Origin of the sequence: Streptomyces typhae, assembly GCF_009755605.1 — a bacterium.
Taxonomy (GTDB): domain Bacteria; phylum Actinomycetota; class Actinomycetes; order Streptomycetales; family Streptomycetaceae; genus Streptomyces; species Streptomyces typhae.
Genome location: NZ_WPNZ01000002.1, coordinates 381,722 through 399,909 on the forward strand (window position 1 = coordinate 381,722; position 18,188 = coordinate 399,909).

Annotated in this window: 13 protein-coding genes; 7 read left to right on the plus strand and 6 right to left on the minus strand. The window is 70.9% G+C overall.

Annotation, left to right across the window (positions count from 1 at the left end; genetic code table 11):
- Positions 1-155: 155 nt before the first annotated feature.
- The 5 genes from GPA10_RS05920 to GPA10_RS05940 all read left to right on the plus strand — a co-directional run bounded on the left by GPA10_RS05920 (position 156) and on the right by GPA10_RS05940 (position 6,126).
- Entirely contained in the window at positions 156-1,415 is a 1,260-nt protein-coding gene (locus GPA10_RS05920; RefSeq protein ID WP_198351513.1) for an ABC transporter substrate-binding protein, read from the plus strand.
- Between the two features lie 71 nt (positions 1,416-1,486).
- Positions 1,487-2,365, plus strand: coding sequence for a carbohydrate ABC transporter permease (locus GPA10_RS05925; protein ID WP_058845713.1), 879 nt, complete (start codon positions 1,487-1,489; stop codon positions 2,363-2,365).
- Positions 2,366-2,369: 4 nt separating this feature from the next.
- On the plus strand, positions 2,370-3,203 hold the full coding sequence (locus GPA10_RS05930) for a carbohydrate ABC transporter permease (RefSeq protein WP_058845616.1): 834 nt from the start codon (positions 2,370-2,372) through the stop codon (positions 3,201-3,203).
- A gap of 755 nt (positions 3,204-3,958) precedes the next feature.
- Positions 3,959-4,639 carry a response regulator transcription factor gene (locus GPA10_RS05935; RefSeq protein ID WP_157164523.1) on the plus strand — a complete coding sequence of 227 codons (681 nt, stop codon included), beginning with the start codon at positions 3,959-3,961 and terminating at the stop codon, positions 4,637-4,639.
- Positions 4,636-6,126 carry a sensor histidine kinase gene (locus GPA10_RS05940; RefSeq protein ID WP_246258796.1) on the plus strand — a complete coding sequence of 497 codons (1,491 nt, stop codon included), beginning with the start codon at positions 4,636-4,638 and terminating at the stop codon, positions 6,124-6,126. The genes GPA10_RS05935 and GPA10_RS05940 overlap by 4 nt, the downstream gene beginning before the upstream one ends.
- 61 nt (positions 6,127-6,187) lie before the next feature.
- Here GPA10_RS05940 and GPA10_RS05945 read toward each other — a convergent pair whose 3' ends face one another.
- The 6 genes from GPA10_RS05945 to GPA10_RS05970 form a co-directional block, all read right to left on the minus strand.
- On the minus strand, positions 6,188-7,723 hold the full coding sequence (locus GPA10_RS05945; protein ID WP_425505677.1) for an alpha/beta hydrolase: 1,536 nt from the start codon (positions 7,721-7,723) through the stop codon (positions 6,188-6,190).
- Positions 7,724-7,879: 156 nt separating this feature from the next.
- Positions 7,880-8,317 (minus strand): DUF488 domain-containing protein, encoded by a 438-nt coding sequence (locus GPA10_RS05950; RefSeq protein ID WP_157164524.1) that lies wholly within the window; start codon positions 8,315-8,317, stop codon positions 7,880-7,882.
- The gene (locus GPA10_RS05955; RefSeq protein WP_157164525.1) at positions 8,314-8,916 is read right to left on the minus strand and encodes a DUF488 domain-containing protein; all 603 of its coding nucleotides are present in this window, start codon (positions 8,914-8,916) and stop codon (positions 8,314-8,316) included. Before GPA10_RS05955 ends, GPA10_RS05950 begins: the two co-directional genes overlap by 4 nt.
- A gap of 8 nt (positions 8,917-8,924) precedes the next feature.
- Complete coding sequence (locus GPA10_RS05960; RefSeq protein WP_198351514.1) at positions 8,925-9,614, minus strand: dual OB domain-containing protein; 690 nt, start codon at positions 9,612-9,614, stop codon at positions 8,925-8,927.
- Between the two features lie 248 nt (positions 9,615-9,862).
- Positions 9,863-12,589, minus strand: coding sequence for a pyruvate, phosphate dikinase (gene ppdK, locus GPA10_RS05965; protein ID WP_058845622.1), 2,727 nt, complete (start codon positions 12,587-12,589; stop codon positions 9,863-9,865).
- Between the two features lie 461 nt (positions 12,590-13,050).
- Positions 13,051-14,289, minus strand: a complete 1,239-nt coding sequence (locus GPA10_RS05970; RefSeq protein ID WP_157164526.1) for an ROK family protein — start codon at positions 14,287-14,289, stop codon at positions 13,051-13,053.
- A gap of 318 nt (positions 14,290-14,607) precedes the next feature.
- Here GPA10_RS05970 and GPA10_RS05975 point away from each other — a divergent pair, with 318 nt between their 5' ends.
- Complete coding sequence (locus GPA10_RS05975) at positions 14,608-16,041, plus strand: MGH1-like glycoside hydrolase domain-containing protein (RefSeq protein ID WP_343040390.1); 1,434 nt, start codon at positions 14,608-14,610, stop codon at positions 16,039-16,041.
- Positions 16,034-18,184 carry an amylo-alpha-1,6-glucosidase gene (locus GPA10_RS05980; RefSeq protein WP_157164527.1) on the plus strand — a complete coding sequence of 717 codons (2,151 nt, stop codon included), beginning with the start codon at positions 16,034-16,036 and terminating at the stop codon, positions 18,182-18,184. Before GPA10_RS05975 ends, GPA10_RS05980 begins: the two co-directional genes overlap by 8 nt.
- Positions 18,185-18,188: the final 4 nt, after the last annotated feature.

An 18,188-nucleotide genomic window follows, 5' to 3' on the forward strand; every position in this document is an offset into this window, starting at 1 on the left:
CAGTGAGGGCTGGTCGCGCAGTTCCCCGCGCCCCTTGCGGGGCGCCGTCCCGGCACCCCGACACGCGGCCGCAATCCGTCTGTCGTAATCCTCCCCCATGGTTGATCGTTGGGCCCGGCACGTACCCGACGATCCAGCGCACAGGGGGACACGGCATGACCATCAGCCGCAGGACACTGCTCGCATCCGGGGCCGCGCTCGGCCTGCTCACGGCGTGCGGGTCCAACACCGGCCGCGACGGCGGCGGTTCGGGAGGCAAGGGCCCGAAGCTGTCCCAGTGGTACCACCAGTACGGCGAGCCGGGCACCGAGGAGGCGGTGAAGCGGTACGCCGCCGCGTACGACAAGGCGGACGTGTCCGTGCAGTGGCGGCCCGGCAACTACGACGAACAGACCGCCGCGGCGCTCCTCACCGAGTCGGGCCCGGACGTCTTCGAGGTCAACGGGCCGACCCTGGACCAGATCCAGGGCGGCCAGGTGGTCGACCTCACCGATCTGTTCGACGGCGTGAAGGACGACTTCAACCCCGTCGCCCTCGCCCCGAAGACGCACGACGGCCGGATCTGGTCGATCCCGCAGGTCGTCGACATGCAGGTGCTCTACTACCGCAAGAGCCTCCTCTCCGACGCCGGCCGCAGACCGCCGACCACGCTCGACGAACTCGTCGACACCGCGAAGGAGTTGACGCGCGACAAGGCCAAGGGGCTGTTCCTCGGGAACGACGGCGGCGCGGGCGCCCTCGGCGGCACCCCGCTGTACGCGGCGGGCCTGACGCTGGTCACCGACGACGGCAGGGTGGGCTTCGACGACCCGGCCGCCGCGCGTGCCCTCGCCGCGCTGCGCACCCTGTACGAGGACAAGTCGCTGCTGCTCGGCGCGCCCTCCGACTGGTCGGACCCGTCGGCGTTCGTGCAGGAGCTGACGGCCATGCAGTGGTCGGGCCTGTGGGCGCTGCCCGCCGTCCGGAAGGCGTTCGGCGACGACTTCGGGGTGCTGCCCTTCCCCGCCGCGGGTTCCGGCGGGAAGCCCTCGGTGCCGGTGGGCGCGTACGGGGCGGCGGTCAGCGCCCGTACCCGCCACAAGAAGGAGGCCAAGGACTTCGTGAAGTGGCTGTGGATCGACAGGACCGACCACCAGCGGGACTTCGCGCTCTCGTACGGCTTCCACATCCCCGCGCGCCTCTCCCTCGCGAAGAAGGCCGACGCGCTCACCGAGGGCGCGGCGGCGGACGCCGTGCGCTACTCCACCGAGCACGGGTACGCCGAACCGCTCCTGTGGACCCCGGCGAGCCGGGTCGCCTACCAGGACGCCCTCAGCCGGATCATCAAGTCCGGCGCGAACCCGGAGAGCGAGCTGAAGTCCGTCGTACGCAAGGTGTCGGCGGAGCTTGAGCGCGTCAAGAAGAAGTCGTCGTGACCACGCCCGGCGCTGCCGGCGCGCCCCCCGGGGGGCGCTGGCGCCGCCTCGCCGGGCCGCAGAACCGCACCCTGTGGTTCTGGGCGTTCGTCGGCCCGTTCGCGCTCGGCCTGATCGTCTTCACCTACGTACCGCTGGGCTGGAGCGTCTACCTCAGCTTCTTCGACGCCCACAACACGGTCTCGCCCACGGACTTCGTGGGCTTCGACAACTACACGTCGATGCTGCGCAACGACGCCTTCACGGACAGCCTGTGGACCTTCGTGGTCTTCACGGCCTTCATCGTGCCGACGACCTTCGTGCTGTCCCTGTCCCTCGCGCTCATGGTCAACCGCATGCGCCGGGCACAGGCGTTCCTGCGTTCGGTGTTCTTCCTGCCCGCCGCGTGCAGTTATGTCGTGGCGGCCCTGATCTGGAAGATGTCGCTGTTCAACGGGGTGCGGTTCGGGCTTGCCAACACCGTGCTCGGCTGGTTCGGCGCGGAGCAGACGGCGTGGCTGTCGACGACGGACCCGCCCTGGTACTGGCTGGTGATCGTCACCGTCCGCCTCTGGCTCCAGGCGGGCTTCTACATGATCCTGTTCCTGGCGGGCCTGCAACGCATCTCGCCCACGCTCTACGAGGCGGCGGCCGTCGACGGCGCCCGCCCCGGCTGGCAGGTGCTGCGCCACATCACGCTGCCCCAGTTGCGCGCGACGTCCGTCGCGGTGGCGCTGCTCCTCGTCATCAACGCCTTCCAGGCCTTCGACGAGTTCTACAACCTGCTCTCGGACTCCCGCGGCTACCCGCCGTACGCCCGTCCGCCGCTGGTCTACCTCTACTACACGGCGCTCGGCCAGGGCCAGAACCTCGGGCTCGGCAGCGCGGGCGCGGTGCTCCTCGCCCTCATCATCGCCGTGGTGACGGTCGGGCAGGCGCGCTGGTTCGGGCTCGGCCGGAAGGAGGACTGACACCGTGTACGACGCCTGGGTCAAGGTGGGCCGCGCCCTGCGGGTCACCCTCCTCATCGCCCTCGCCCTGCTCTTCCTGATCCCCTTCTATCTGCTGCTGCGCAACGGCCTCGCCGCCGAACAGGACATCACCGCGCCCGACTGGACGTTCTTCCCCTCGACGCTGCACTGGTCGAACATCACGGAACTCTTCGAGGACTCGACGGTCCCGATGGCCCGCGCGCTGTACAACTCCGCCGTGATCGCGGTCCTCACCACCCTCGGGACCCTCCTCCTCGCCTCCCTCGCGGGCTACGGCCTCGCCCGCATCCCCTACCGCCACGCCGACCGCGTCTTCTACGCGATCCTCGCCACGATGATGGTCCCGGCCGCCGTCACCTTCGTCCCCAGCTTCGTCCTGGTCTCGTCCCTCGGCTGGGTCTCCACCCTGCGCGGCCTGATCGTCCCGACCCTCTTCTCCGCCTTCGCCTGCTTCGTCTTCCGGCAGTACTTCCTCGGCTTCCCCCGCGAACTGGAGGACGCCGCCCGCGTCGACGGCCTCGGGTACTGGCGCACGTACTGGCTGGTCGTCGTCCCCAACTCCCGCCCCGCCTTCGCCGCCGTCGGCACCATCGTCTTCATCGGCGCCTGGAACTCCTTCCTGTGGCCCTTGGTCATCGGCCAGGACCGCGACGCCTGGACCGTCCAGGTGGCCCTGGCCTCCTTCTCCACCTCCCAGGTCATCCGCCTCCACCAACTCTTCGTCGCCGCGGCCGTGTCGATCGTGCCGCTGCTCGTGGTGTTCCTGTTCTTCCAGCGGTGGATCGTGGCGGGGGTGGAGCGGTCGGGGATCGACTAGGGCCCGTCGTCGAACCCCCTCCGGGCGGGGGGGCCGGCCGCAGACCCGCCCCCGCCGTCGGAGGGGTTCTCCTCCTCCACCGGGAAGTCGGATGGAGGAGGAGAACCCGAGACGCGTTTCAGGTTCCTGCCGCTACCGCCGGCAGGTCAGAGCCTCGGACGCTCAGGCGACTCACCAGCGTTCGATGGACACACGCTCCACGTTGCCCCAGTTGCAGTACGCGTTGGTCCGGCCCGGGCCTGTGAGGACGCTACTCGATCCCCAGCCGCCCAAGGTGCAGTCGACGTTGACTTGCCACTTGTAGCTTCCCGCGCCCCTGCACTGCCCCCACCCGTTGGTGAGGTTCTTGCCCGTGGTGCACGTGGGCGCGAGAACCTCAGCGCTCCCGGAGGGAGCGGCGGCCTGTACGGGGGCTGACGCGCCGCCCAGTATCAAGGCCGTTCCGAGTCCAAGTCCTGCGGCAGCCGTTCGAAAACGCATGATTGCTCCTTCGATTCGGTGAGGGACACGGGGTCCCCAGAGAACGTGCGGGAGTTTCCGGCAGAGACAGCCAGTTCGGTTGCCCGAGTGACCTTGCTGCCGGATTCGTGTGGAGACAGTGGCAGCACTGACCTGTGGAGAAGCTGAGGAAGCCTGAGAGCCCTTCAGGAGAACACCCCGCGCTCTCGGGTTCACACGCGTGCGACCGACCTGTGCGGGCGCAGGGGACGCCGATTCTCAGCGTGGCTTCAGGTGCCTCCCGCGATACTGAGCGCATGCGGATACTCGTGGCGGAGGACGATCCCAGGTTGGTGGAGTTGCTGCGGCGCGGTCTGCGCGGGGAGGGCTTCGTCGTCGACAGCACGGGAAACGGGGCACGGGTCCTGGAGCTGGTCCAGGAGAACGACTACGACGTGGTTGTCCTGGACATCATGCTGCCGGGGATGAACGGACTACGGGTCTGCGCGCGCATGCGGGAGGCCGCGCTCTGGGTCCCGGTGCTGATGCTCACGGCCAAGGACGGAGAGTTCGACGAGGCGGAGGGGCTCGACACCGGGGCGGACGACTATGTCACCAAGCCGTTCTCCTATGTGGCGCTGGTGGCGCGTCTGAGGGCTCTGGTGCGCCGAGGACAGCGGGAGCGGCCGGCCGCCATCGAGACGGGGGACCTGCGCGTGGACCCGGCCACGCGCCGTTGCCATCGCGGAGAGATCCCTGTCCCGCTCACGATGCGTGAGTTCGCGGTGCTGTGGTACTTGGCGAGCCGCCGTGGGGAGGTCGTGTCCAAGACGGAGATCCTGGAGCACGTGTGGGGCAGCTTCGACGGCGATGTCAACGTCGTGGAGGTGTACGTCAGCGCCCTGCGCCGAAAGATCGACAGCCCCTTCCGCCGGCGTACGATCCACACGGTCCGCGGCGCCGGTTACCGTCTCGAAGAGGAACCCGCCCTGCCATGAGGCGACTTGGACGGATCCGGTTGCTGCCGACGCTCAGTATGCGGGCCAAGGCAGCGATGCTGTCCGCCCTGCTGGTGACTCTCCCGCTGGCTGCGGGCGCCTTCCTCGCCACGGACTTCTGGCGCCGCTCGCTCCTGGAGAACGCCATGGAGACGACGGTCCTCAGGGCGAACGTCACGACCACCTTCGCCCGCGGCGTCAAGTCGAACGCAGCCGAGCTTCCCCCAGGGGCACGGCAGTACTGCGTTTCCGGCGAGCCGAAGGCATCTCGAGAGGGCGGGCTCACCGCCACGGTCATGCCCGAGGGCCCGGACTCGGGCGCGTTGTCTCTCTGGCTGTGGCCCGACCTCATCGACGGGAACGGCGGGCGCACAGCACTGCGCATCGTCTACCCGGAGTATCCGACACCCTCGTCCCACCGGCTCATCACCGAGTACGACCTCAAGAAGGAACAAGCCGCGCTGGATGCCATGGCACAGCGGATCGTCGGCACCGCAGCGGGCCTGGTCCTGCTCACCGCGGCGGTTGCCTGGTTCATCACCGGACGCACCCTGCGGCCCATGGAGGCCATCCGGCGGCAGTTCACGGACCTGAGCACGCACCACCTCGATCAGCGCGTCCCCGTGCCGCCGCGGAACAACGAGATCAGCCGACTGGCGGTGACCATGAACGACACACTCGACCGGTTGCAGAGTTCGGTGGAACAGCAGAGGCGCTTCACGGCGAACGCCTCCCACGAACTGCGCACCCCCCTGGCGGCGCTGCGTGCCGAGTTGGAGATCGCTCTCGCTCAGCCGCAGAACGCCGACTGGTCCCAGGTGGCCGAACGAGCACTGGGGGACGCGGTACGTCTGCAGCAGCTCATGGACGACCTGCTCATGCTCGCGCGTCTCGACGCGCGAGCGACGCTGTTCGACTCCGGCAAGCAACTGGATCTGGCCGATCTGGTGCGTGAGGAATGCGCGCGGCGAACCCTGCCGGCGCATCTCGCCATGACGGTCTCCGCAGGCCAGGAACCTGTGACGGTCCGGGGTCACTGTTCACTGCTGGCGCGGGTACTGGGCAACCTCCTCGACAACGCGGAGCGTTACGCGGCCCAGCGCATCACGGTGTGCCTCACGCGCGACGGCGGCGCGGGAACGGTCACGCTCGACGTCGCAGACGACGGTCCCGGCATCCCGGCCGAAGACCGCACCCGCGTCTTCGGCTACTTCACACGGCTCGACGAAGCGCGCAGCCACCACACGGGCGGAGCCGGCCTGGGCCTGTCCATAGCCCAGCACATCGCCACCCTCCACCACGGCAGTCTCACCATAGCCGCCGCGGATCACGGCACCCACTTCCGCCTCGTCCTCCCGCCGGACGACTGGCGCACCGGAGTACGTGAGCCGACGCAGCAAACACCTCCGCCGCGCACTCCTCCAGCCGGTCACGGCACCCGGCGAGCTCCCCTGGAGTCATACCCCCGGAGAGCTACCAACCCCTGACCGTGACCGGCCACCTGACGAAGTCCAACCAGTGGCCCCCGAAACCGGGGCTCCGCCCCGGCTACCGCCCGCTGAAGGCCCCCGGAGCGGGGGACGCGGACGACCGCTGTCCGGGCGTCGCACGGCACGTGACGTCCCGGTCGGGCAGCTCACCGGTGGCGAGGTACCCCATGGCGGCGTTCTGCGCGCAGGCGTTGGGGGCCTCACCGAACAGCACCCCGTGCCCCTCCCCCTCGTCGACGGTCACCATCCGCGACCCCTTGAGGGCCCGATGCATCCCCCGAGCGGCGTCGAGCGGAGTCTGCGAGTCCCACTCGTTCTGCACGATCAGGGACTTGACGCGGTTGTCGACCACGGTGGCGGGCTCGGCGCCCCGGGGCATGAAGGCGCAAGGGGTGATGCTGGACGCGAAGTCGCCGTACAGCGGATAGCGGGCGCCGTCGCGGAAGGCGTCACGCCGGTAGGTGCCGGGGTCGCGGGGCCAGGTGGAGTCGGAGCAGACGACGGCGATCTGGGCGGCGGTCTCGTTGTCGTCGGGAAGCGCGGCAGCGGGCAGCTCCCGCACCTTGTGCCCCTCGGCGGCCTTCTTCACGCGCACGACGGCTTCGGCGCCCGCGCGGACGGTGAAGAACTCGCGCCGCAGCGCGTTCCGTACGTCGGCTCCGTCGAGCTCGGCGTCACCGATGACGATCGGGTCGGCGTCGGCGCGGGCGACGAGCTTCCAGAAGGTCCGCGCGACGGCGGCAGGGGTCCTGCCGAGGTGGTACGTGGCGTCCTGCCCGGCGGTCCACTTCGCCCAGCGCGCGAAGGCGGGCTCGGACTCCGAAGCCCAGGTCTGGAACATGCCGCGCCACATCCGCTTCGGGTCGACGGCGCTGTCGAGCAGGAACCGGTCGGCGCGGTGCGGGAAGAGCTGCATGTAGACGGCGCCGAGGGCGGTGCCGTACGAGACGCCGAAGTAGTTGAGCTTCTTCTCGCCGAGGGCGGCACGCATGACGTCCATGTCGCGGGCGGTGTTGCGGGTGGTGGTGTGCGGCAGGCGCTCACCGGCCGCCGCCCCGCACTTGTCCGCGAACGTCCGCGCCCAGGCCTCGTTGGCGGCGGCGTCGGCGGCGGAGCGGGTGACGCGGGGGTAGGGCAGCTCGTCCGCGGTGAGCCCGCACGTGACGGGGGTGCTCCTGCCGACCCCGCGCGGGTCGAAGCCGATCAGGTCGTACTGGTCGCGCACGGCCTTGGGCAGCCCCCCGGCGGCCTCCAGGGGAAGGTCGAGCCCCGGCCCGCCGGGCCCGCCCGGGTTGAACGTGAGGACGCCGCGCCGCTTGCCGGGCACGCTCGTCGCGATGCGGGATATCGCCACGTCGATCCGCTTGCCCTCGGGCGCCTGGTAGTCGAGGGGCACCTTCAGGTTCGCGCACTGGAAGGCGGCGGGCTTGTCGGCGGCGCACCGCTTCCAGGTGAGCTTCTGCTGGGTGAAGGGCGCGAGCCCCTCGGCTCTCGCCGAGACCGCGCCCCCGGAGGACCCCGTCCCGACGGCGGCGGAGGCCGCCCCGGAACCGAGCCCCGGCGCGAGCCCGACGAGCACCCCCAGCGCGAGCACCGGCACGAGACGCCGCCGATATGCGGAAAGCTGCACGTGACACTCCTTCTGATCGGTTCTGGTCACGATCAGTTGGACGCATCCGTGGACGCATTGCCTCCCTCCCCCCGCGTACTCCCCGGAACAGGCGTCCCCGCCGGTCGAGTCGCGGCAGCGTCAGCCCCAGTGCTCGATGCCGACTCCGCTCCAGTGCTCCGCGAGGTACTCCGCGACCAGCCGACGATGGCAGTGGTGCGGCTTCTCCTCGCTGCACAGCAGGACCGCGTCGGCAAGGAGTTCCTGCGGGACGGTGGCTTCGATTCTCCGTTGCCTCATGAGTTCCAGGAATTCTTCCTCGTACGTCGCCCACCCGACGCCGTGCTTCTTGAAGTCGTCCAGCATGGGCTGCGTCGGCGCCAGATCGGGGCGATGGGCGTAGGCCATGCCGCACAGTTCACCGAGGAAGTATTCGAGGTCGTTCCGTTTCGCGAAACCCGAGAGCTGGGAGACGTTGTTGAGGCGGACATCGACGAGGGTCTTGGCCCCCGATTCTCGCAGGAGGCCGAAGAAGGTTTCCGCGGATTTCTTGGTGAAGCCGATGGTGTGGATCCTCATGTGTCTGCCGCCCGGTCGTCACGGGTTTCCTGTTTCACGTACGCGATCCGCTCTTCCTGACGGCTCAGCGCATCCTCGATCCGCTCGGCCGGCGTGCGGAACAGTTCGGGTTCCGCCAGCCCGAACTTGGCCATGAGGCGCTCCATCGCCGCGGCGTGGCTTTCGACCCAGCCGTCACCGTGAACGTGCGCGACCGCGATACCGCGCTCCGTGAGCACCTGCGCGATGAGCACCGTACGATGGCAGTTCAACGGCTCGCCCTCGCTGCACATGATGGCGATCCGCTCGGTCCGTGCACCGTTTGTCAGGCGTTCGACGCCGTGCAGGAATCCATCCGTCCGGGCAAGGCGACTGTATTGCACGCGCCCGTCGACATAGCAAGTGGCGTCCGCCGTCCGCGCTCCGAGGTACTCACCGAGAAAAACGTACTTGATGCCCGACTCGTCGAGTCCGCGCTCTAACGCACCCCGGTTGAACTGCGGCGCGAACTGGCTGACGGGAGTCGACCGGACATCGGCGACCGCCGTGACCTCGTTCTGTCGCAGCAGCTCCACGAACTTCGGGAAGTCGTGCGTGGAATGACCAATCGTCACCATCATCCGTGAGTTCACCCGCCACCTGATCGCACTTCACGACGTTCGATGATGGCCGCCACCATTTTGTAGTAGTAGCCACACCATTCCTCGCCCAAGCTTACCGTCAGGAACGATTCACCCAGCCTGTAACGCCCCACACCTTTGCCTTTGAATTTCTCTTCGTATACACAGTCGGTCATTTTCAGGATGTACGCGAACCCTGAGTACCGAAACTCGGCTCGCACCTCAAACCTCTTGCTCGGATCGTATGCCGGAGCCACCGCAATCGTCACGGAATCGACCCGTATGAGCTTGAGGGAGTCCGTCAGTCCGTCCGCTTGCGCCACCGAAACTCGATCGTTCAAGCCTCTTTTCGTGCTGTCGCCGTTGTTGATCCATAATCGCTGGGGGCGCTGCTCCAGATGACGCAGATCATCCCATGCGACACGCCCCGCCCTTTTCCAGCGAGCCGTAGAATCAATGAGCCAGTTCTCACGCTGGAAACCGGAACGCCGACGCTCGACGAGCCGCATCTCTATGACATCGAGAACGCGAGGCTCTGCGCCGTTCCCATACCTTCGCTCGTGTTCCGCGACCTCATGACCTGTCCGGTCGCTTATGGGACGGACCCAGGTGTTCGACGCCATGTCGATACCCGCGACACAGCGCCCGTGGTGTTTGCGGGAATTGGCCAGACAGACTAATCGCTTGGTCGTTTCCACATGCCCCCCAAAAGACGCGGCACCCCTGCGCGCGCACCTCCGAGCGCGCCACGCTAGCCCAAGACAGGAGCACGCGCCACGGCATGCACGAAGGGGCGGCACCTCCGCACAGGTGCCGCCCCTCTTCGAGGACCGGGACCGTCGCCGCATCGGTTGAGGGTCGGGGACACGGCGACGGGCCCGGGGTTTTCGGTGGTGGGCAGCGGTGCTGCCCGGTGGGGGCCGGCGGTGGTCGCCGGCCGGTGGGGCTAGCGGTGGTCGCTGCCCGTCGACGTCGACGCCGCGCGGCCTGCTTCGAGGCGGGCGACCGGGATGCGGAACGGGGAGCAGGAGACGTAGTCCAGGCCCACCTCGTGGAAGAAGTGCACCGACTCCGGGTCGCCGCCGTGCTCGCCGCAGATGCCGAGCTTGAGGTCGGGGCGGGTGGCCCGGCCCGCCTCCACGGCGTCGCGGACGAGCTTGCCGACGCCGTCCTTGTCGATGGTCTCGAAGGGGGAGACTCCGAAGATGCCCTTCTCCAGGTAGGCGGTGAAGAAGGAGGCCTCCACGTCGTCGCGGGAGAAGCCCCACACCGTCTGGGTGAGGTCGTTGGTGCCGAAGGAGAAGAACTCGGCGGCCTCCGCGATCTGCCCGGCGGTGAGGGCGGCGCGCGGCAGTTCGATCATGGTGCCGAGGGCCAGCTTCAGGGCGACGCCGGTGCTGCGCTCGACCTCGGCGATGACCTGCTCGGCCTCGTCGCGGACGATCTCCAGCTCCTGGACGGTGCCGACGAGCGGGATCATGATCTCCGCGCGCGGGTCGCCCTTGGCCTCCTTGCGCTCGGCCGCGGCCTCCGCGATGGCCCGGACCTGCATGGTGAACAGGCCGGGGATGACCAGGCCGAGGCGGACGCCGCGCAGGCCCAGCATGGGGTTCTGCTCGTGCAGCCGGTGCACGGCCTGGAGCAGCCGCAGGTCGTTCTCGTTGTGGTCCTTGCGGGACTCGGCGAGGGCGACGCGCACGGACAGCTCGGTGATGTCCGGCAGGAACTCGTGCAGCGGCGGGTCCAGGAGGCGGACGGTGACGGGGAGGCCGTCCATGGCCTCGAAGAGTTCGACGAAGTCCCGCTTCTGGAGGGGCAGGAGCTCCTTCAGGGCCTTCTCGCGCTCCTCCTCGGTGTCCGCGAGGATCAGGCGCTCCACCATCTCGCGACGCTCCCCGAGGAACATGTGCTCGGTGCGGCACAGGCCGATGCCCTGCGCGCCGAACCGCCGTGCGCGCAGCGCGTCCTCGGCGTTGTCGGCGTTGGCGCGCACCCGCAGCCGGCGCTTGCCGTCGGCGAACGCCATGATGCGGTGCACGGCCTGGACCAGCTCGTCGGCGTCGTCGGCGCCCGCGTGCATGCGGCCCTCGAAGTACTCCACGACCGGGGAGGGCACCACGGGCACCTCGCCCAGGTACACCTTGCCGGTGGAGCCGTCGATGGAGACGACGTCGCCCTCCTCGACGACGTGGCCGTTCACCGTGAGGCGGCGCCGCTTGGTGTCGACCTCCAGGTCCTCCGCGCCGCAGACGCAGGTCTTGCCCATGCCGCGGGCGACGACGGCGGCGTGGGACGTCTTGCCGCCGCGGGAGGTCAGGATGCCCTCCGCCGCGATCATGCCGTCCAGGTCGTCGGGGTTGGTCTCGCGGCGGATCAGGATGACCTTCTCGCCGGAGCGCGACCACTTGATCGCGGTGTACGAGTCGAAGACGGCCTTGCCGACGGCGGCGCCCGGCGAGGCGGCGATGCCCCGGCCGAGCTGCGAAACCTTCGCGTCCTCGTCGAAGCGCGGGAACATCAGCTGCGCGAGCTGGGCGCCGCTCACCCGCTGGAGGGCCTCGGCCTCGTCGATCAGGCCCTGGTCCACCAGCTGCGTGGCGATGCGGAAGGCCGCGCCCGCGGTGCGCTTGCCGACGCGGGTCTGGAGCATCCAGAGTTGGCCGCGCTCGATGGTGAACTCGATGTCGCACAGGTCCTTGTAGTGCGTTTCGAGGGTCTCCATGATCTGCATGAGCTGGTCGTACGACTTCTTGTCGATCCGCTCCAGATCGGCGAGGGGCACGGTGTTGCGGATGCCCGCGACGACGTCCTCGCCCTGCGCGTTCTGCAGGTAGTCGCCGTACACGCCCTGCTGCCCGGAGGCGGGGTCGCGGGTGAAGGCGACACCGGTGCCGGAGTCGGCGCCCAGGTTGCCGAAGACCATGGAGCAGACGTTGACGGCGGTGCCGAGGTCGTGCGGGATGCGCTCCTGGCGGCGGTAGAGCTTGGCGCGCTCGGTGTTCCAGGAGTCGAAGACCGCGTGGATGGCGAGGTCCATCTGCTCGCGCGGGTCCTGCGGGAAGTCGCGGCCCGCCTCGGTCTTGACGATCTTCTTGAACTTGGTGACGAGCTTCTTCAGCCCGTCCGCGTCCAGGTCGGTGTCGACCGTGACCTTCTTGGCGTCCTTGGCCTTCTCCAGGGCGTCCTCGAACAGTTCGCCGTCGACGCCGAGGACGGTCTTGCCGAACATCTGGATGAGGCGGCGGTAGGAGTCCCACGCGAAGCGGTCGTCGCCGGCCTGCTTGGCCAGGCCCTGCACGGACTTGTCGGAGAGCCCGATGTTCAGGACCGTGTCCATCATGCCGGGCATGGAGAACTTGGCGCCCGAGCGCACCGAGACGAGCAGCGGGTCGTCGGCCTGGCCGAGCTTCTTGCCCATCTTCTTCTCGAGGGCCGTGAGGTGCGCGCTCACCTCGTCACGCAGTGCCGCGGGCTCGTCCCCGCTGTCGAGGTAGACCTTGCAGGCCTCGGTGGTGATGGTGAACCCCGGAGGGACAGGAAGGCCCAGGTTGGTCATCTCGGCGAGGTTCGCACCCTTCCCGCCGAGGAGGTCCTTGAGGTCCTTGTTGCCCTCGGTGAAGTCGTAAACGAACTTCACGCCCTGAGCTACGTGGGGATCTTTGTTTTCCGACACGGGTCTCGACTCCTCGAGGACGCGGTGGCTGCCCTGACGGCGAGGAACATACCCAGATCAAAGGCGTCTGGGTACGTCCACTTGTGGGTCACACGGGCGTAACCACCCGTCCGCCACTAGATCGAAAGTGATGCGATGGTAAGGCGCATGGCAAAGATGACTTCAACTCTTGAACGAACACCCCGCGGGAACCCTGGGTTTCGCTCATGCGAGCGAGGTAAACTCAGATGTGAGTTCACGTCGTAAATGATCGAACGGTGGCACTCAGTGCCACTACTTGGAGAAGTGCAGCCAGCCGAAGAGGGCCTCTCGGGCGCTCATCTGAGCGCAAGACCTATCAGGGGTGGCGAGAATCACGCCGTTTGAACGGGCTGGATCTCGGCATCCGGGCACCTCTCGCGCACCCCCGCGCACCTCGCACGCACCTCGGCGCGTCCACGCGGTCCCGGCCGCCCGCCCCCTCAGACGCCGAGCGCGGCGAGCCGCGCCTCCGCCCTTTCCGGGGCGTACAGGTGCTCCACGACCAGCGCTCCCGCCCCGACAAGACCCGCACGCTCACCGAGCCGGGAGGTGACGACCTCCAGATGAGCCGTGGAGCGCGGCAGCGCCCGCTGGTAGAGGAGCTCGCGCACACCGGTGAGGAAGGGAGTTCCGGCCAGATCTCCGGCGATCATCAGGACGCCGGGGTTCAGGAGCGTCACGACGGTGGCGAGCACCTCGCCCACCTGCCGCCCCGCCTCCCGCGCGAGCCCCACCGCCTCGGGGTGCCCGGCGGCCAGAAGATCCCGCACGTCCCGCCCGGACGCGGCCGCCACCCCGGCCGTCCGCAGCCGCGCGGCCACCGCGCGCCCGCTGGCCACGGCCGCCAGGCAGCCGTACGAGCCGCACTTGCACAGCTCCAGCGCGCCGCCCGGCACCCTGATGTGCCCGATGTCGCCCGCGCCGCCGTCGATGCCCCGGTAGACGCCGCCGTCGACGACCACGCCCGCGCCGATGCCGGTGGAGACCTTGACGAGGACGAACGCCGAGCAGTCCGGGTGGTGGGCGCGCTGCTCCGCGTACGCCATGAGGTTCGCGTCGTTGTCCACGAGCACCGGCACCGGGGCCCTGGCGCCGGTGCGGTCGGTGAAGGCGCGACCCAGCCTGCCCGTTATGTCGTAGCCGTCCCAGCCGGGCATGATCGGCGGCTGCACCACCCGGCCGGTTCCGCTGTCGACCGGGCCCGGCACCGCGAGCCCGATCCCGCACACCGCCTCCGGGCCCCTGCCGTCCGCGCGCAGCAGTTCCCCGAACGCGACGCCGAGGCGGTCGAGGACCTTCTCCGGGCCCTCGTCGACGCGCAGCGGCAGCCCGCGCTCGGCGAGCACCGCGCCGGTGAGCGTGAGCAGCGCCGCGCGGGCGTGCCGGGTCTCCAGGTCGGCGGCGAGGACGACGGCGTGCGCGGCGTCGAATTCGAGGCGGTTCGGGGGACGGCCGCCGAGCGGGGACGCCGCCGGGCCGCCCGCGCCCTCGCGCAGCCAGCCCGCGCGGAACAGGCGGTCGAGGCGCTGCCCCACGGTCGCCCTGGACAGGCCCGTGACCTGCTGAAGGGCGCCGCGCGTGGTGGCACGGCCGCTGCGCACGAGGTGGAGCAGGTCGCCCGCGCTCGCCTGCGGGACGGCCGCCGGACGCGCCGGGGCCCCGCCGGTCCCGTTCCCCATGTCCCCTGGTCCCCTCGTCCCCTCGTCCCCTCGTCCCGTTGTCCCCTCGTCCCCTCGTCGCCTAGTCCCGTCGTCCCCTCGCTTCTCCGCCCTCTTCTTCGGCCCGCCCGCGCTTCTTCGGCCCGCCCGCGCTTCTTCGGCCCGCCCGCGCCCCGCCGCACGGCCCTGGTGCGCGTGCGGGCCTCTTGTGCGCGTCAACTCCGCGTTTCATGCTGGGTTTTGCGTGTCGAGCAGACGTAACTCTATGGTTGATGGGCCCAAACTGACAGGCCCTCGACCAGGCCCACGACGCCCGGCCGGCGGCTGCGGGAGTGACGCGTGGACGGTACGACCACGACGAGGGCCGCGACCCGGCCCCCCGGCACCGGCACGGCGCGGCCCGCCGCGCCCCGTGCGCTGCGCGAAGGCGCCGCCCGGGTCCTGGCGGCCAACTGGACCGGCACCTCCACCGTCCCCTCCCGCGCCCTGTATCCGCACCAGTGGTCCTGGGACTCGGCGTTCATCGCGATCGGTCTGCGCCATCTGTCGCCCTTACGGGCGCAGGTGGAACTGGAGACGCTGCTGTCCGCGCAGTGGGCCGACGGCCGGGTGCCGCACATCGTGTTCAACCCCGCCGTCCCCTTCGACGCCTACTTCCCGAGCCCCGACTTCTGGCGCTCCACCGCCGCGGGGCGCGCCGCGGGCGCCCCCGCCGCCGTGCAGACCTCCGGCATCGTGCAGCCACCGGTGCACGCCCTCGCCGCCTGGCTGGTGCACCTGGCCGACCCCGGTCTCTCCCGGGCCCGCTCGTTCCTGGCCCGGCTGCACCCGCGGCTCGCCGCCTGGCACCGCCATCTGCTGCACCACCGCGACCTCGGGGGCGCGGGGCTCGCCGCGGTCGTCCACCCCTGGGAGCAGGGCATGGACAACAGCCCCTGCTGGGACGGCCCGCTGAGCCGGGTGCCACCCGCCCGCCCCGGTTCGTTCCGCCGCGCCGACCTCGACCACGGCTCGCCCCGGCACCGGCCGACGGACCTCGACTACGGGCGGTACGTACGGCTCGCGGCGGACTACCGCGACAGCGGGTACGGGACGTCCCCCGGGCGGCGGCCCGGGTTCGCCGTCGAGGACCCCTCCTTCAACGCCCTCCTGATCGCCTCCGAGCACGCCCTCGCCCGGATCACCGCCGAGCTGGGCGTGCCCGGGACGGCCAGGCACGCACGCGCGGAGCGGCTGACGCGGATCCTGGTGGAGCGGCTCTGGGACCCGGTGGGCGGGATCTTCCGGTGCCGCGACCTGCTGGCCGCGCCCCCGGCCGGGGCCCTCGTCGGCGAGCGCGGGGCGACCGGCCTGATCCCGCTCGTCCTGCCGGGTCTTCCGCGCGCCGTGGCCGCGGCCCTGGTGCGCACGGCGCGCGGACCGCACTTCGAGCTGGGCGGCCGGTGCCGCCTGGCGCCGAGCCACGACCTGCTCAGCCCGTCGTTCGACGCGCGGCGCTACTGGCGCGGCCCGGCCTGGTTCAACACCAACTGGCTCCTGGAACGCGGCCTGCGGCTGCACGGCGGGACGGCGCACGCGGACGGGCTGCGCGCCGCGCTGCTCGACACCGCCATGGCGTCGGACTTCGCCGAGTACGTGGACCCGTACGAGGGAGTCGGCTGCGGCGCCCGCGGCTTCGGCTGGAGCGCGGCGCTCGCCCTCGACCTGGGCGTGGCCGCGGAGGCGGTACCCGATGCGTACGACTCGCAGGACGAGGGGGCACGGAATGACTGACGACGGCCGGCATCAACTGCTCGTGCACGGCACGACGTTCGCCGCGCTGGGCGCGGGCGGCGACATCAGGGGCGTGCCGGGCGGCAGCGAGCCGGACGGTCTGTTCGTGCGCGACGCGCGGCACCTGAGCCGCTGGCAGCTCACGGTGGAGGGCGCCGTCCCCGAGGTGCTCACGCCGGTGTCCGTGAACGACGGGGGCCGCGCGGGCGCGGAGACCGAGGTGGCGCGCTGCGTGCTGGTGCCGCGCGGCGGGCGCCAGGAACCGCCCGCGTACACGCTCTTCCGTGAACAGGCCGTCGTGGACGGCGCGTTGGTGGAGTCCCTGCACATCATCAGCAACCGCCCGGTCCCGACGACGCTGCGGCTCGGGCTCACCGCCGACGCCGACTTCGCCGACCAGTTCGAGCTGCGCGCGGACCACCGTACGTACACGAAGACGGGGGCGGTCAGGTCGCGCCGGGTCCTTGAGGCACGGGAAGCACCCGAGGGGGCGTCCGACGGGGAAACCGGCGGCGGGGAGCGCCGTCCGGGCGGGCCGCGGGGCGGTGTGCGGGAGCTCGTCGGTGTCCGAGGCGGGGCGCGACGGCCCAGGGAGGCGTACGGGCGGGGGTACGGCCGGGAGTACGGGCCGACGGGTCCCGGGCGCGTCGCCGGTGTCGAGTTCGGCTACCGGCGCGGGGACTGGCTGGCCCGCACCGCCGTCACCGCGGAGCCCGCGCCGGACGCCGTCGAGGAGACGGGGACCGGTGCCCGGCGCCTGGTGTGGACCCTGGACCTGGCCGCGCACGGGGCGGCCGACGTGGCCCTGACGGTCACGGCCCGGCCGCACGGCGCGCCCGCGCGGCCCGCGCCGCCGCGCTCCCCCGCCGCCGCCCTGCGCCATCTGGTGGGCGAGAGGGCCGAGTTCGTCGCCTGTGTGCCGCTCCCCGCGGACTGGCCCGAACTGTCCGCTGCCTGTACGCGCGGCCTCGCCGACCTGGCGTCGCTCCGGGTGCCCGCGCGCGGCCTCGACGGCGAGGAGCTGAGCGTGCCCGCGGCGGGCGTGCCCTGGTTCCTCACGCTGCTCGGCCGCGACGCGCTCCTGACGTCCCTGTTCGCGCTGCCGTATCTGCCGTGCCTGGCCTCCGCGACGCTGTCGGCGCTCGCCGCGACCCAGGCGACCGAGCACGCCGAGGGGTCCGCAGCCAAGCCCGGCAAGATCGTGCACGAGGTGCGGCACGGGGAGCTGGCCCACTTCGGGCAGGTGCCCTTCCGGCGGTACTACGGCTCGGTGGACGCCACGCCGCTGTTCCTCGTGCTGCTCGGCGCGTACACCGAGCAGACCGGCGACACGGCCGCGGCCCGGCGCCTTCAGCCGCACGCGCGTGCCGCCGTCGGCTGGATGCTGGACCACGGCGGGCTCTCCTCGCACGGCTATCTCGTGCACCGCGCGGACGAGGGCGGCCCCGCCAACCAGAACTGGAAGGACTCCCCCGGCGCGATCTGCGCCGCCGACGGCACCCGCGTCCCCGGGCCCGTCCTCGCGGCGGGGGTGCAGGGGTACGCGTACGACGCGCTGCGGCGCACGGCGTGGCTGGCACGGACCGTGTGGGACGACACGGCGTACGCCGACTGCCTCGCGCGGGACGCCGCCGCGCTGCGCGACCGGTTCCAGCGGGACTTCTGGATGGCCGCGCGGGGCTTTCCCGCGCTCGCTCTCGACGGCGACGGCGGGCAGGTCGACGCGCTCGCCTCCGACGCGGGGCACCTGCTGTGGTCCGGGCTCCTCGACAAGGAGTACGGGGAGGCGGTGGGGCGGCGGCTCCTGGAGGAGGACTTCTTCTCCGGCTGGGGCGTGCGGACGCTGGCCGCGGGGCAGGGCGCCTACCACCCGCTCTCCTGTCACCGGGGGTCGGTGTGGCCCCACGACAACGCGCTCATCGCCCTCGGGCTCGCCCGGTACGGGCTGCACGACGAGGTACGGGTCGTCGCCCGCGCCCTGGTCGACGCCGCCGGGACGTCGGCGGGGCGCCTGCCCGAAGTCCTCGCCGGCTACGCCCGCACCGCGCACGCCACCCCCGTCCCCTACCCGCACGCCTGCACCCGTGAGTCCCGCACATCGGCTACCCCGCTGGCCCTGCTGACGGCCGTGGGCGCCGCCTGAGGGG